This is a genomic window from Sphingomonas sp. BL-S-25, from assembly GCF_055521555.1.
Genome location: NZ_CM145486.1, coordinates 560,983 through 574,432 on the forward strand (window position 1 = coordinate 560,983; position 13,450 = coordinate 574,432).

Annotated in this window: 15 protein-coding genes; 8 read left to right on the forward strand and 7 right to left on the reverse strand. The window is 67.4% G+C overall.

Annotation, left to right across the window (positions count from 1 at the left end):
* Window positions 1-17: 17 nt before the first annotated feature.
* From ACZ1H8_RS02745 to ACZ1H8_RS02760, 4 genes are all read left to right on the forward strand, one after another.
* Complete coding sequence (locus tag ACZ1H8_RS02745) at window positions 18-674, forward strand: DUF4893 domain-containing protein (RefSeq protein ID WP_465179881.1); 657 nt, start codon at window positions 18-20, stop codon at window positions 672-674.
* Window positions 675-761: 87 nt separating this feature from the next.
* A complete protein-coding gene (locus ACZ1H8_RS02750; protein WP_465179882.1) occupies window positions 762-2,072 on the forward strand; it encodes an amidohydrolase in 1,311 nt (436 codons plus the stop codon).
* Between the two features lie 4 nt (window positions 2,073-2,076).
* Window positions 2,077-2,802 (forward strand): YwqG family protein, encoded by a 726-nt coding sequence (locus ACZ1H8_RS02755; protein WP_465179883.1) that lies wholly within the window; start codon window positions 2,077-2,079, stop codon window positions 2,800-2,802.
* Window positions 2,799-3,533 (forward strand): phosphatase PAP2 family protein, encoded by a 735-nt coding sequence (locus ACZ1H8_RS02760; RefSeq protein WP_465179884.1) that lies wholly within the window; start codon window positions 2,799-2,801, stop codon window positions 3,531-3,533. Before ACZ1H8_RS02755 ends, ACZ1H8_RS02760 begins: the two co-directional genes overlap by 4 nt.
* 2 nt (window positions 3,534-3,535) lie before the next feature.
* Here the strand turns inward: ACZ1H8_RS02760 and ACZ1H8_RS02765 are convergent, their stop codons facing one another.
* The 4 genes from ACZ1H8_RS02765 to ACZ1H8_RS02780 form a co-directional block, all read right to left on the reverse strand.
* Window positions 3,536-4,171 carry a DsbA family oxidoreductase gene (locus ACZ1H8_RS02765; protein ID WP_465179885.1) on the reverse strand — a complete coding sequence of 212 codons (636 nt, stop codon included), beginning with the start codon at window positions 4,169-4,171 and terminating at the stop codon, window positions 3,536-3,538.
* A 69-nt stretch (window positions 4,172-4,240) separates the two neighbouring features.
* Window positions 4,241-5,197 (reverse strand): cation diffusion facilitator family transporter, encoded by a 957-nt coding sequence (locus ACZ1H8_RS02770; RefSeq protein WP_465179886.1) that lies wholly within the window; start codon window positions 5,195-5,197, stop codon window positions 4,241-4,243.
* A 14-nt stretch (window positions 5,198-5,211) separates the two neighbouring features.
* The gene (locus ACZ1H8_RS02775) at window positions 5,212-5,550 is read right to left on the reverse strand and encodes a hypothetical protein (protein ID WP_110150191.1); all 339 of its coding nucleotides are present in this window, start codon (window positions 5,548-5,550) and stop codon (window positions 5,212-5,214) included.
* A 137-nt stretch (window positions 5,551-5,687) separates the two neighbouring features.
* Complete coding sequence (locus ACZ1H8_RS02780; RefSeq protein ID WP_465179887.1) at window positions 5,688-6,431, reverse strand: Bax inhibitor-1/YccA family protein; 744 nt, start codon at window positions 6,429-6,431, stop codon at window positions 5,688-5,690.
* A 140-nt stretch (window positions 6,432-6,571) separates the two neighbouring features.
* Here ACZ1H8_RS02780 and thpR point away from each other — a divergent pair, with 140 nt between their 5' ends.
* Window positions 6,572-7,105, forward strand: a complete 534-nt coding sequence (thpR, locus tag ACZ1H8_RS02785) for an RNA 2',3'-cyclic phosphodiesterase (protein ID WP_465179888.1) — start codon at window positions 6,572-6,574, stop codon at window positions 7,103-7,105.
* A gap of 18 nt (window positions 7,106-7,123) precedes the next feature.
* On the opposite strand, the gene ACZ1H8_RS02790 is transcribed toward thpR, so the two are convergent.
* Together ACZ1H8_RS02790 and ACZ1H8_RS02795 are read right to left on the reverse strand one after the other, a co-directional pair.
* A complete protein-coding gene (locus ACZ1H8_RS02790) occupies window positions 7,124-8,137 on the reverse strand; it encodes an anion permease (protein ID WP_465179889.1) in 1,014 nt (337 codons plus the stop codon).
* Window positions 8,138-8,147: 10 nt separating this feature from the next.
* Window positions 8,148-9,296, reverse strand: a complete 1,149-nt coding sequence (locus ACZ1H8_RS02795) for a DUF47 family protein (RefSeq protein WP_110150188.1) — start codon at window positions 9,294-9,296, stop codon at window positions 8,148-8,150.
* A 119-nt stretch (window positions 9,297-9,415) separates the two neighbouring features.
* Between ACZ1H8_RS02795 and ACZ1H8_RS02800 the strand changes: the two genes are divergently transcribed.
* Together ACZ1H8_RS02800 and ACZ1H8_RS02805 are read left to right on the forward strand one after the other, a co-directional pair.
* Window positions 9,416-10,798, forward strand: coding sequence for an RNB domain-containing ribonuclease (locus tag ACZ1H8_RS02800; RefSeq protein WP_465179890.1), 1,383 nt, complete (start codon window positions 9,416-9,418; stop codon window positions 10,796-10,798).
* Window positions 10,799-10,832: 34 nt separating this feature from the next.
* Window positions 10,833-11,348: an MgtC/SapB family protein gene (locus ACZ1H8_RS02805; RefSeq protein WP_465179891.1), complete on the forward strand. Its 516-nt coding sequence runs from the start codon at window positions 10,833-10,835 to the stop codon at window positions 11,346-11,348.
* Window positions 11,349-11,355: 7 nt separating this feature from the next.
* Here ACZ1H8_RS02805 and ACZ1H8_RS02810 read toward each other — a convergent pair whose 3' ends face one another.
* The gene (locus tag ACZ1H8_RS02810) at window positions 11,356-11,820 is read right to left on the reverse strand and encodes a low molecular weight protein-tyrosine-phosphatase (RefSeq protein ID WP_465179892.1); all 465 of its coding nucleotides are present in this window, start codon (window positions 11,818-11,820) and stop codon (window positions 11,356-11,358) included.
* 69 nt (window positions 11,821-11,889) lie between these two features.
* Between ACZ1H8_RS02810 and ACZ1H8_RS02815 the strand changes: the two genes are divergently transcribed.
* Window positions 11,890-13,440, forward strand: coding sequence for a spinster family MFS transporter (locus tag ACZ1H8_RS02815; RefSeq protein WP_465179893.1), 1,551 nt, complete (start codon window positions 11,890-11,892; stop codon window positions 13,438-13,440).
* Window positions 13,441-13,450: the final 10 nt, after the last annotated feature.

A 13,450-nucleotide genomic window follows, 5' to 3' on the forward strand; every position in this document is an offset into this window, starting at 1 on the left:
GCGGCCACAACGGGGCCATGACGACGCAGGATCGACCGAACCGCATGGCCCCCGCCTTTGCCGCCGCCGGCGCGCTGGGGCTGCTGCTCACTTCCGGCTGCTCGATCTACCGCGAGGCAACCACCACCACGATTACCGAGACGTCGAACTGGCGTTCGGTCGCGACCGACGAGGACCGCCAGCGGCTGCGCAACTGGCGCAAGGCGTGGGACGAGGCACTGCCCAAGGCGCGGGCGGCCGATGCCCGGGCAATCGCGGCCGAGCCGCTGCTGTTCGATCCCGACCGGGCTCAGGAAAATGCCGACCTGCCCGTCGGCGACTATCGCTGCCGCACCTTCAAGCTGGGATCGAAGAGCGACGTCGTGCGCGACTTTACCGCCTATCCCTGGCTCCAGTGCCGGGTGACGCAACAGGGCGAGGTGCGCGAGCTCGTCCGGCTGGACGGCGAGCAGCGGCCGTTCGGGCTGGTCTTCCCCGATGGTGACAATCGCCGCGTCTTCCTGGGTACGCTGATGCTGGGCGACGAGACCACGCCGATTCGCTACGGACTGGACCCGCACCGCGACATGGTCGGCTATATCGACCGCATCGACGCGCGGCGCTGGCGGCTGGTGCTTCCCTATCCCGCATTCGAATCGACGCTGGACGTGATCGAGCTGGTCCCGGCCGCCTGATCCCGCCCGGGCCCTCGCAGGCCTTGCGTTGACAGCACCCGGCGCTCCGCGCGACAGTCCGCGGCTCAACGAACCGGGGGATCATCCATGCTTCGCTATCTGCTGCTTGCAAGCGCACCCGTCCTGGGCCCGGCGGCAGCGGACGATCCGGTTCGCAGCGCCACGGCGAAGCAGATGCCCGAATTGATGGACTTCTACCGCGATTTCCACGCCAATCCCGAACTGAGCCTGCACGAGACGCGCAGCGCCGCGAAACTGGCGGCCGAGGCGCGCGCGGCGGGCTATGAGGTGACCGAAAAGGTCGGTGGCACCGGCGTGGTCGCAGTGCTGCGCAACGGTCCCGGCCCGGTGGTGATGCTGCGCGCCGACATGGACGGGCTGCCGGTGACCGAGGATACCGGCCTTCCCTTCGCATCGAAGGTGCGTGTGACGACGGCGGAAGGCGTGGAGACGGGCGTGATGCATGCCTGCGGCCACGACACGCACATGGCCAGCTGGATCGGCGCGTTGCGCAATCTGGCGGCGATGAAGGGCAAATGGTCGGGCACACTGATCATGGTCGCCCAGCCCGCCGAAGAAGTCGGCAAGGGCGCCAAGGCGATGCTGGACGACGGGCTGTTCACCCGTTTTCCCAAGCCGCAATATGTCGTCGCCTTTCACGACAGCGCCAGCCTGCCCGCCGGCACGATCGGCATGAAGGACGGCTATGTGATGGCAGCGGTTGACTGGGTCGACATCCAGCTGAAGGGCGTCGGCGGGCATGGCGCCTACCCGCACACCACCCGCGATCCGGTGGTGCTGGGATCGCGGATCGTTGTCGGGCTGCAGACGCTGGTCAGCCGCGAGACCGATCCGCAGGAAGCGGCGGTCGTGACCGTCGGCAGCTTTCATGCCGGTGCCAAGCCCAACATCATTCCCGAAAACGGCCTGATGCAGCTGACGGTGCGCAGCTACTCGCCCGAGGTGCGCAAGAATTTGCTGGAGGGGATTGCCCGGACCGCGCGGGGCGAGGCGATCGCGATGAACCTGCCCGAAGACAAGATGCCGGTGGTGACGGTGAAGGAAGGCTTCACCCCGGCAACCTTCAACACTACGCCGCTGACCGGCCGGCTGACCGACCTGTTCAAGGCGCGCTTCGGCGATCCGCGGGTCGCGATGGTGCCGGCGTCGATGGCGGGCGAGGATTTCAGCTATTTCAACCTGCCCGACAAGTCGGTGCAGACGACGCTGTTCTGGGTCGGCGGCGTGCCCCAGGCGACCTGGGACAAGGCCAAGCGCGACGGCTCCGCCTTGCCCTCGCTGCACAGCGCCTTCTGGGCGCCCGATGCGGAAAAGGTGGTCGCGACCGCAACCGAGGCGATGACCGCGGCTGCGCTCGACCTGCTCAGGAAGAAATAGGCCGGTGCGCTTCTACACCCCCGTACTTCGGCCAGGCGTCCGGGCGCGCTCGCCCGAGCTTCTGGCGCGGCTGTTCGGGGGTGCGACGGGCGAGGCCGAGCCGGCGGAACGGTTTGGCGGCGTACCCCACGGGCTCGCCGCCGCCGACTGGCCCTATTGCGGCGAATGCGGTCGGTCGCTGTCGCTGATCGCGCAGCTGGCCCATCACGAGGACCGCCTTCCGCTGGGGCGCGCGGGGCGGATGCTGTTTGCCTTCCAATGCAACCATGAGCCCGGCACCTGCGAGACCTGGGACCAGGATTCGGGCGCGAACGCCGCCTTTGTGGTGGAGCCGGAAGCGATCGGCGACCGCGATACGCCGACGCCGCTTGACGCACCGCCGCCCGACCCGGTTGCCTTCGTAACCGGATGGACGCAGGAGGAGGATGGACTAACCGCCGAGGAAGCGTCAGCCTTTTTCAGCGACGAGACGATCGCGGCGCTTGGCGAGGACCTGATCGACGAGGAGCGTCACGGCGGCACCCATCTGGGCGGCATTCCCTGCGGGATCCAGAGCGCCGACGAGGCGCCCCGCGGCTGGCGGTTTCTCGGCCAGATCGCCGATGGACATAAGTTCGAGGAAGAGATCGTGCCGGGGCATAATTTCGGCGACATGGGCATCGCCTATCTGTTCGCCCAGGATCAGGAAGAGGGCGTGCCCAAAGTGAAGATGTTCTGGCAATGCGGATGATGTTGAAGGATTTGTGGCAGCGGCTGCGCGCCGATTTTGCAATCCTCGCAGCGTTTGCGGGGATCGCCCTGCTGTCCTTCCTCTTCCTGAAGCTCGGGTCCGAGGTGCTGGACGGGGAAACGATGGCGATCGATCGGTGGGTGTTGCTGGCGCTGCGCGATCCGTCCGATCTGTCGGTCACGATCGGACCCGCCTGGTTCCGATCGCTGATGCTCGACATCACCGCCGTCGGCGGGGTATGGGGCCTGACGCTGACCACCGTCGCAGTGACCGGCTTCCTGATCGCGTCGCGCAAATATGCGACCGCGCTGTTCGTGGCGCTTTCGGTCACGGGCGGGGCGGTGCTCGGCAGCCTGTTGAAGATGCTGTTCGACCGGCCGCGGCCCGATGTCGTGCCGCATCTGGTCGAGGTGTCGAACGCCAGCTTCCCCAGCGGCCATGCGATGAACAGCGCGGTGGTGTTCCTGACGCTCGGCGTGCTGCTGGCCAGCACGCAGGAGAGCCGGCGGGTTCGCGTTTATCTGATCACGGTCGCGATCAGCCTGACGCTGGCGATCGGCTTTTCGCGCCTGTATCTGGGCGTCCACTGGCCGACCGATGTGGCGGCGGGCTGGTGCGTCGGTGCCGCCTGGGCGACGACCTGCTGGATCGCGGCACGGCTGCTGCAGCGGACGCATCAGATCGAGCAGCCCGACGCGGAGCGCCGGGCGGAGGCGCCCGACGAGCCCTGAACTCAGGCGGCGAGCGTCAGCGCGCGCTCGATCGCCGCGGCGAGATCGTCTTCGGCCCGGCCGCCATTGAGCGCGACCCGTCCGCCGAAGACGAAGTGCGGCACCCCGCCGATGCCGGCCTGGACCGCCTGCTGCGCCTCGGCCTCGGTCCTGCGGTGCTCTGCGGGATCGCGGGCGATGGCCAGTGCCTCGTCGCGGGTGAAGCCATATGGCTCGGCCAGATCAGCCAGCACCTCGGGGTCGCCGATGTTGCGCGCCTCGAGGAAATAGGCGTTGGTGATCGCGACCGCGAGCGCATGCTGCGTGCCATGCTCCCGAGCGCGCCGGATCAGGCTGTGCGCGGCCTGCGACGGATAGGCATTGGGCTGAACCGACAGGTCGAGCGCGAGCCCGGAGAGCCGCGCCTCCGCCTCGGGGCGGGCCCATGCCTGGGTCGGGTCGGTCACGCCGTAGCGCTCGCGGAGCATCTGCGCGATCGAATAGCCTTCTGGGGGACAGTCGGGCATCAGCAGGAAGGGGTGATGGCGGATGTCCACGGCCAGACCGGGGAACCGCTCCGCCAGCACCTTGTCCAGCCGGTGCTGGCCCAGGATGCACCAGGGGCAGAGAATGTCGGTGACGAGGTCGATCTGAAGCATGGCGCGGTCCTGGTTCGGGTAGCGCCAACCAGATGTGGACAAGGTCGTGCCGCCGCAAGGGTCACGGACTCAGCCGACCGCAACCGCCTCCTGTGCATTCTCGACCTTTTCAGGCCGGATATAGATGGACGAGAGCTGGGGCATCGCCTGCTTCAGCTCCTGCTCGAGCCGCTCGATCAGCGTTTCCCCCTCGCCCATCGTCAGGCTGTCCTCGAAATCGGCACTGACCGCGACGAAGACGCGGTCGGGTGCTGTATGGATGGTCCGCACGTGATTGACCTTGAGGATCGCCGGTTCGCGGTCGAGGATGCTGCGGACACAGGCGATCACCGCCTCGTTGGCGCGCTCCCCGATCAGCAGTCCCTTTGCTTCACGCGCGAGCAGGGTCGCGACCGCCGCGAGCAGCAGACCGATCACGATCGAGGCGATGCCGTCGATCCGCGGATCGGCCAGTTCGTGGCTCAGCCAGATACCGATGCCGGCGACGATCAACCCGGCAAGCGCCGCCGAATCCTCGAACAGCACGATGAAGCCGGCGGGATCCTTCGACTCGCGGATCGCCTGCCACCAGGGCGTGTCGCCCTTGGCCTGGCCGAATTCGCGCAGCGCGATCCACCAGCTGGTGCCCTCCATCGCGAACGCGATCGCCAGCACCAGATAGGCGATCCAGGGATCGTCGAGCGGCGCCGGCGCGACGATATGCTTCCAGCCTTCATAGACCGAGACACCGGCGCCCAGGCCGAAGATCAGGATCGCGACGACGAACGCCCAGAAATAGAGTTCGCGGCCATAGCCGAAGGGATGTTCGTGATCGGGCAGCCGCTTGGCGCGGTGCTGGCCATAGAGCAGCAGGAGCTGGTTGCCGCTGTCGACGAGGCTGTGCACGCCCTCGGTCAGCATCGAGGACGAACCGGTAATCGCCGCCGCGATGAATTTCGCGACGGCGATCCCGACATTGGCAGCGAGTGCCGCATAGAGAACGATATTCGCGCGCCACCCGGTGGCGCCGCGGTTCGCCGCAGCCACCGATGCGCGCCGGCTCAGTCGAGGCCGAGCTTGCGGGCGATCTTGCCGATCAGCCCCGGTTCCTCATTCTGCCCGGCCTTGGCGGCAGCCAGCTTGGCCTCTTCCTGCGGATTATAGCCCGAGCTGGCGGGCGCCGAATGGCTGTGGATCGGCTGCGTCGACGCGGGCGGATCGGACGCATCCATGGATTCGTCCAGCGCGCGGTCGAGGCGGGCCTCCTTGCTTTCGGGGTTGCGTTGCAGGCGATCGGCGATGCTCTCGTCGGTGCCTGCATCCGCGGAAAACGCTGCCTGACGCGCGCCGGTCTCCTCCGGCGCATCGGTCGGCGTGTCGATCGGGTTCACGTCCATCATCACTCTCCCATGAGCGTTGCCCAACTGAAACGGACGGAACCGCAACCGCGTTCCTCGCATCACCCCAACAAAAAGCGGCCCGGCGAAATTTCCGCCGAGCCGCTGATTTTTGTTAAGTTTCCTGAGCTTGGCGGCGATCAGTCGCGCGAGCCGAACAGGCGCAGCAGGAACAGGAACATGTTGATGAAGTCGAGATAGAGCGTCAGCGCGCCCATGATCACGACCTTGCCCATCATGTCGGTGCCGCGAACATACTCGTACATGCTCTTGATCTTCTGCGTGTCATAGGCCGTCAGGCCAGCGAACAGAAGCACGCCGATGGCGCTGATGGCGAAGCCCAGGCCGTCGGACTTGAGGAAGAGGTTGAGGATGCTGGCCACGAACAGGCCGACGACGCCCATGATCAGGAAGGTGCCGAAGCCCGACAGGTCCTTCTTGGTGGTGTAGCCCCACAGGCTGAGGCCCGCGAAGCCGGCAGCGGTCGCGAAGAAGACCTGCGCGATCGAGGTGCTGGTATAGACCAGGAAGATCGTCGACAGCGACAGGCCCATCAGGACCGCGAAGGCCCAGTAGAGGATCTGGATCGTGCCGGTCGACATCCGGTTCTGGCCGAAGCTCATCGCGAACACGATCGCCAGCGGCGACAGCATGATCAGCCAAGCCAGCGGGCCGCCGTTCATGAAGACCTGAGCGGCAGGCGAGCTCAGGCCGCCCCACGAGAAGGCCAGGGCAACGATACCGGTCAGCAACACGGCCGAGGCCATGTAGTTGTAGACCGACAGCATGTACGCCCGCAGACCCGCGTCATAGGCGGCGTCGCGTGGCGCATAGTCGCGTCCAAAAGGTGCGGCGTCGGGCCGCGGGTCGGACCAGTTGGCCATTTCAAACTCCATTTTTCCGGCACGTCATCGCCGGTGTGGCCTGAATATCACAGCTGGAGCGCGGCATTTCAAGCGAAACCGCCCCCTTACGGCGTGTTAACCCCGTCGCCATTCAGCGCAGCCGAGGCTAAGGAGTTCCCATGCACCGCCTGTTCGTCGGCCTGAGGCCCCCTGCGGCGATCCGCCAGCGCCTGTTATCGATCATGGGCGGACTGCCCGGCGCGCGCTGGCAGGACGACGACCAGCTTCATGTGACGCTGCGCTATATCGGCGAGGTCGAGCGTCCACTGGCGGAGGATATCGCGCTGGCGCTGGGTCAGGTCCACTGGCCGCGGATCGAGGCGACGCTGCGCGGCGTCGGCGAGTTCGACGCGCGCGGCCGGCCCAATGCGCTATGGGCGGGGGTCGCTCCGCACGAGCCGCTAAAGGGGCTGCACCGCAAGATCGACCAGGCGCTCGTCCGGCTGGGTCTCGAGCCCGAGCGCCGCGCCTATCTGCCGCACATCACGCTGGCACGGATGAATGCGGCCAGCGGATCGAACGACCGGTTCCTGGCGGACCATGCCAGCCTGTCGAGCGAACCGTTCGCCTTCACCCACTTCACGCTGTTCGAGAGCCATCTCGGCAGTGAGCGGGCGAGCTATGAGGCAATCGAACGCTATCCGCTCGACTGAGTGCTGCCCAAGGGCGGTTCAGAACAGCCGGGTCAGCAGGTAGAACAGCGCACCCACGGCGGCTGATGCCGGAATGGTAATGACCCAGGCGACCACGACGTTGCCGGCAACGCCCCAGCGCACCGCCGATGCGCGGCGCGCGGTTCCCGCGCCGATGACGCAGCCAGTGATCGTGTGCGTGGTCGAGACCGGAATGCCCATCAGCGACGCGCTGAACACCATGATCGATCCGCCCATCGAGGCGCTGAACCCCTGATGCTGCGACAGCTTGGTGATGCGCGATCCCATCGTCTCGATGATCTTCCACCCGCCCGACAGCGTGCCCAGCGCGATCGCGATATAGCAGGAGATCGCCACCCAGTGCGGCACCTCGAAATCGCCGTGGAGATAGCCGGTCGAATAGAGGAGCACGGTGATGATCCCCATCGTCTTCTGCGCATCGTTCAGGCCGTGGCTGAGCGAATAGGCGGCGGAGGAGACCAGGTGGAGCGCCCGGAAGGTCTTCTCCGCACCGCGCGCGGTCGCGCCCTTCAGCATCCAGCTGGACGCCAGCATGATCGCCATCGTCAGGATCATGCCCAGCGTCGGCGACAGCACGATCGCGATCAGCGTCTTGTTCAGGCCGCTCCACTGAATGCCCGAGACGCCGGCGTGCGCCACGCCCGCACCGATCAGGCCGCCGACCAGCGCATGGCTGCTCGACGAGGGAATGCCCTTCAGCCAGGTGACGACGTTCCAGAACATCGCGCCGATCAGCGCGCCGAACACCACCGACGGCGTGACCAGATCCTTGTCGATCAGGCCCTTGCCGATCGTCTCCGCAACCTTGTGCAGCTCGGGAAAGATGATCGTCAGGAAATAGGCGGCGAAATTGAAGAAGGCGGCGAAGGCGACGGCATGGACCGGCTTCAGCAGCCGGGTCGCCACCACCGTCGCGATCGAGTTGGCTGCGTCGTGCAGCCCGTTGAGAAAGTCGAAGGCAAGCGCGACCAGGATCAGGCCGACGAGCAACGGGAATGCGAGTTCGTGCATCTGCCGAGGCTCAGGAGTGGTCGATCACGATGCCGTCGATCTCGTTCGCGACATCCTCGAACGCGTCGACGATGCGCTCCAGATGCTTGTAGATCTCGCGCGCGACGATGAAGCGCAGCGTGTCGTTCTCGCCATGTTCCTTGAAGGCGCGCTTGACGCCCGCGGTGTGGATCTCGTCGGCCTGCGCCTCCATCCGCACAAGCCGCTCGGTCAGTTCGTGCAGCCGCCCGCCATTGCGGCCGACGTCGCGCAGCAGCGGCATTGCCTCCGCGGTCAGGCGCGCGGCATCGACGATGATCGCGCCCATGTCCTTCATTTCCTGTTCGAAGCTCCGCACCTCGTACAGGTCGATCGCCTGGACCGTCGCCTGCATCTCGTCGATGGCATCGTCCATCGCCCCGATCAGGCTGGTGATCGCGCCGCGATCGAACGGCGTCAGAAAGGTCTGGCGAACCGTCTGGAGCACTTCGCGGATGATGTTGTCGGCGTCATGTTCGCGCTCGATCACCTCGCGGATATGGTCCTGCGCCGAGGATCCGTCCTGCAGCAGCCGCGCCATCGCATCGGCTGCCGCGTTGATGGTCACGGCATGCGCCTCGAACATCTCGAAGAAATTGCCGGTCTTGGGCAGCAGGCGCTGGAACCAGGCGAACATGGGGGAAATCCTCGATTTGGTGGCGACGGCGGAGAACATGCCGGCGCGTGCGGTTGCTGCCTTGAACCCGGACGGGCCGAAAGAACGGATGAGGTCGCGCAGGTCCGGCTCGTCGACCGCATCGGCGGCCTCGTGCAGCGGGAACCAGCGGCGCTCGCGCTCCGACTGTTCCTTCCAGGCGGGGAATTCGCGATTTACCGCCAGCGGGAACACGTCGACATCGACCATCAGCGACGCACCGTTGTTGCGCCGCTTGCGATAGCGATAGGAGCCGATCGGCGTCGGGCAGACCAGCCCTTCGACGCCAGCCTCTTCCTCCGCCTCGACCGCGGCTGCGGCGTGGGGGCTGAGGCCGGACATCGGATTGCCCTTGGGAATCACCCAGCGCTTGCTCTCGCGCGAGGTGACCAGCAGGACGCGCACCGGCGCATCGATTGCGGTTCCGTCGGTGCGATAGGGCAAGGCGGCAATCTGACGAATGGCTGCGACTCCAGTTGATCCCATGGCCGGGGAAGGCGCGCGCTGTAACAACATAGCAATGCTTCCGCCATGTCCGAAATGATCCGTAGGCATATGGACAGAGAACAAGTGCGCTCGCCCGCCGCGCTGCTATAGACGCGGGCATGAAGACCCTCGTCGACCCCGCCAACGCCCTGGTCCGGGGCCTGTCGGCGATCCGGACCGAATTCCATGTGCCGCAGGACTTCCCGCCCGAAGTTCTGGCCGCGGCCGAAGCCGCAGCGACGCGCGTGCCGGACGCCCATGCCGACCGAACCGCCCTGCCCTTCGTCACGCTCGATCCGGCAAGCTCGACCGATCTCGACCAGGCGTTCACGATCGAGGCGGCGGGCAGCGACCTGCTGCTCCACTATGCCATCGCCGATATCGGCTGGTTCGTCCGCGACGGCGAGCCCGTAGATATCGAGGCATGGCAGCGCGGCACGACCTTGTACCTGCCCGACGGCAAGGCACCGCTCTATCCGCCGGTGCTGAGCCAGGGCGCCGCCAGCCTGCTGCCCGACGGACCGCGCCCCGCGATCATCTTCAGCGTTCGCGTGGCGCCGGACGGCGGCGTCCGGCTCGACGGCGCCGAGCGCGCGCTGATCCGCAGCCGGGCGAAGCTTGCCTATGACAGCGTGACCGAAGCCGAGCTGCCGCCCGGCTTTGCCGAACTCTCGCGCCGGATCGCCGATGCAGAAGCGGCGCGCGGCGCGGCACGGGTCGACCCGCCCGAACAGGAAGTCGAACGGCTGGCGGGCGGCGGCTACACGCTGCGCTTCCGGCCCCGGCTCCGGTCGGAGGAGCAGAATTCGGCGCTGTCACTCGCGACCAACATGGCGGTCGCGGACGCGATGATCGCGCACCATACCGGCCTGTTCCGCGTCATGGGCCAGCCGAGCCCCAGGTCGATCGACCGGCTCCGCCATGAAGCCAGCGCATTGGGCATCGACTGGCCCGCCGACCAGCCGCTGGAGAGCCTCGAGCGGTCGCTCGACCCCGCCGATGCGCGCCACGCCGCCTTCATGCTGGCGATCCGGCGCGCGGGCGACGGCGCGTCCTATATGCCGTGGCGCGAGGATCAGGCGCCCTGGCATTCGGCGGTCGCCGCCGCCTATGCCCATGCCACCGCGCCGCTGCGCCGGCTGGCCGATCGCTATGTGGTCGAGACGGTGCTGGCGATCGCCAATGGCCGCGCGGTGCCCGACGCCGCTCAGGCCGCATTCGCGAAGCTGCCGCGCGTCATGGCACGCGCCGACGCCCGCAGCGGCCAGATCGAGCGGGCGGTCATCGACCTGGCCGAGGCGGTCATGCTGCAGGGTCGCGTGGGCGAGCGTTTCGAGGCAGTCGTCACCGAGGTCGACCCGCGCGGCGCAAGGATCCGGGTGTGCGGCCAGCCGATCGTGGCGCGGATCGCCGCGACCGATGTCGGCCCCGGCGACGCGCTGACGCTGCGGCTGTCCGAGGTGGATCCCGACCGGCGGAGCCTGACCTTAGACATCGCGTGAGGGAACCCGCGCCGCGCGGGTGCGATGAAGCAGCATGATCGACGACAACTGGACCACGATCGCGCTGCGACTGGGGGTGGCGACCGCGATCGGGCTGGCATTGGGATTCGAGCGGGAATGGCGCGGCCGCGACGCCGGGCTGCGGACCCATGCGCTGGTCGCGCTGAGTTCCGCCACGATCACCGTATCGGCGCTGATGATGTCCGAGGTCGCACTGGCACGCGGCAGCGAGAGCGATCCGGTTCGCGTCGTCCAGGGCCTGGCCCAGGCGATCGGCTTCATCGCCGGCGGGCTGATCTTCATCCGCGGCGGCGACGTCCGCAACATGACGAGCGCGGCCAGCCTCTGGATGTCCGCCGCGGTCGGGATCGCAGCGGGCGCCGGCCAGTTCCTGGTGGTCGGCATGGCGGCGGTGGCCGCGCTGCTGGTGCTGACCGCGCTCTCGCTGCTCAAGCGGCTGATGCCTGAGCGGGACGACGAGGCGGACGACCGGGAGGGCGCGAGGGCCAATCGCCGGGCCAAGCGGATCGACGACGAAACCGCCGGCTGAGCCGCCGCTATCGATCGAGTTGTGCCACCAGCGCACCCGCAGCAGCAGTGACATCGTCCCATACCCGTTCGAAATCGGTGGCGTCGCCATAATAGGGGTCAGGCACCCCCTCGCCCTGGCGACCCGCGACATGATCCAACAACAGCGACACCCGTGCCGTCGCGTCGGCAGGTGCAATCGCGCGCAGGTCACGCAGATTCTGCGGATCGAGCGCGAGGATATGATCGAAGCTGCGAAAATCGGCGGCACTCACCCCTCGCGCCTTATAGCCCGAAATGTCGATGCCATGACGCGCCGCCACCGACTGCGAGCGGGGATCGGGCGCCTTGCCGATATGCCATTCGCCCGTTCCGGCGCTGTCCACCGCCACATCGATGCGGGCGCGCTCGGCCGCGGCGCGCATCGCCGCCTCGGCCAAAGGCGAGCGGCAGATATTGCCCAGGCAGACAAACAGATAGGACGGCGCGGTCACGGCGAATCTCTCTTTCGTGTTTTGGGTATGGTCTGGTAGCGTGGCGCCAAAGACAATGGGAGCGGGTGGATGCCGGGGTCGGAGACGCAACGCGCGGGTGCCTATAGCTGGTACGTCCTCGTCGTCCTGTTCCTGGTCTATGCGCTCAATTTCATCGACCGCCAGATCCTGACCATCCTGGCGGGCGAGATCCAGCGCGATCTCAAGCTGACCCATGCGGATATCGGCTTTCTCTACGGCACCGCGTTCGGCGTCTTCTACGCGCTGTTCGGCATTCCGCTGGGGCGGCTGGCGGACAATTGGCACCGGGTGCGGCTGCTGACCCTGGGCCTCGCTTTATGGTCGGCGATGACCGCGCTCTCGGGCCTCGCGCGCACCGGCGGACAACTCACCGCCGCGCGGATCGGCGTAGGCATCGGCGAGGCGACAGCCAGCCCCTCGGCCTATTCGCTGCTGTCCGACTGGTTTCCCAAGCGGCAGCGGGCGACCGCGCTCGCCATCTATTCCGCCGGCATCTATTTCGGCGGCGGCTTCTCGCTGTTCCTGGGCGGGAAGATCGTCAGCTGGTGGAACGACGCCTATCCCGGCGGCGGCCCTTTCGGGCTGGTCGGCTGGCAGGCGGCGTTCATGGCAGTCGGCCTGCCCGGGCTGGTGCTTGCAGTGATCGTCTTCACCCTGCGCGAACCGCAGCGCGGCCAGTCCGAGGGGCTGATCGTCCCGCCGCACCCCGCCCCGTTCAAGGCGTTCGTCGACGACCTGATCTCGATCGTGCCGCCGCTCACGCTGATCGGCGCAGCCCGCAACGGGGCGCGGGCATTTATGGGTAACCTTGTGGCCCTGGCGCTGATCGGTGGCGCGGCGGCGGCCTTGATCTGGGGATTGAACGAGCCGGTGGCCCAATGGACCGCGATCGCGATCGGCGTCTATGCCGTGACCAGCTGGGCGGCGGCGCTGCGGCATCGCGACCTGCCGACCTTCCGGCTGATCGTCGGCACCCCGGCATTCCTGTGCGTCGTGATCGCCTATGGCCTCAACGCCTTTACCGCCTATGCCGTCGCCGCGCTGGCTCCGGTCTATGGCATCCAGACCTTCGGCGCGACGATCGACGAGATCGGCCTGTGGGTCGGCGGTCCGGGGATCCTGGGCGGATTCCTGGGCGTGACGCTGGGCGGCATGGCCGCCGACCGGCTGCGCCAGAAGCGACCGACCGGGCGGATCGAGGTCATCCTGTTCGGGGCGATCGCGCCGATCCTGCCGCTGGTGATCGCGTTCTCTACCACCAACAAATGGATCTATTATGCGATGCTGCCAATCGCGCAGTTCCTGTGCAGCACCGCGCTGGGTTCCGCCGCCGCGGCGACGCAGGACCTGACGCTGCCGCGCATGCGCGGGACGGCGACCGCGGCCTTCTTCATCGGCACGACCCTGCTGGGGCTGGCGATGGGTCCCTATCTGGCCGGGCGCGTCGCCGACCTGACCGGCAGCATGGCGACGGGCGTGCTGTCGCTGCTCGTGACCGTGCCGATCGCGCTCGCCGCCGGCATCGGCGCCTACTGTCTGGTCCCGCGCGCCGAGGCGACCCGGGAAGAACGAGCGAGCAAGGCCGGGGAGCCTCTGTAGAGAGACGGCG

Excerpts from the sequence above, each read along its gene's own strand:
- ACZ1H8_RS02805 (WP_465179891.1), top strand. The coding sequence starts at position 10,833 with ATGATCGACGACAACTGGACCACGATCGCGCTGCGACTGGGGGTGGCG.
- ACZ1H8_RS02765 (WP_465179885.1), bottom strand. The coding sequence starts at position 4,171 with ATGCTTCAGATCGACCTCGTCACCGACATTCTCTGCCCCTGGTGCATC.
- ACZ1H8_RS02750 (WP_465179882.1), top strand. The coding sequence starts at position 762 with ATGCTTCGCTATCTGCTGCTTGCAAGCGCACCCGTCCTGGGCCCGGCG.
- ACZ1H8_RS02795 (WP_110150188.1), bottom strand. The coding sequence starts at position 9,296 with ATGGGATCAACTGGAGTCGCAGCCATTCGTCAGATTGCCGCCTTGCCC.
- ACZ1H8_RS02815 (WP_465179893.1), top strand. The coding sequence starts at position 11,890 with ATGCCGGGGTCGGAGACGCAACGCGCGGGTGCCTATAGCTGGTACGTC.
- ACZ1H8_RS02790 (WP_465179889.1), bottom strand. The coding sequence starts at position 8,137 with ATGCACGAACTCGCATTCCCGTTGCTCGTCGGCCTGATCCTGGTCGCG.
- thpR (WP_465179888.1), top strand. The coding sequence starts at position 6,572 with ATGCACCGCCTGTTCGTCGGCCTGAGGCCCCCTGCGGCGATCCGCCAG.
- ACZ1H8_RS02780 (WP_465179887.1), bottom strand. The coding sequence starts at position 6,431 with ATGGCCAACTGGTCCGACCCGCGGCCCGACGCCGCACCTTTTGGACGC.
- ACZ1H8_RS02775 (WP_110150191.1), bottom strand. The coding sequence starts at position 5,550 with ATGATGGACGTGAACCCGATCGACACGCCGACCGATGCGCCGGAGGAG.
- ACZ1H8_RS02760 (WP_465179884.1), top strand. The coding sequence starts at position 2,799 with ATGATGTTGAAGGATTTGTGGCAGCGGCTGCGCGCCGATTTTGCAATC.
- ACZ1H8_RS02745 (WP_465179881.1), top strand. The coding sequence starts at position 18 with ATGACGACGCAGGATCGACCGAACCGCATGGCCCCCGCCTTTGCCGCC.
- ACZ1H8_RS02800 (WP_465179890.1), top strand. The coding sequence starts at position 9,416 with ATGAAGACCCTCGTCGACCCCGCCAACGCCCTGGTCCGGGGCCTGTCG.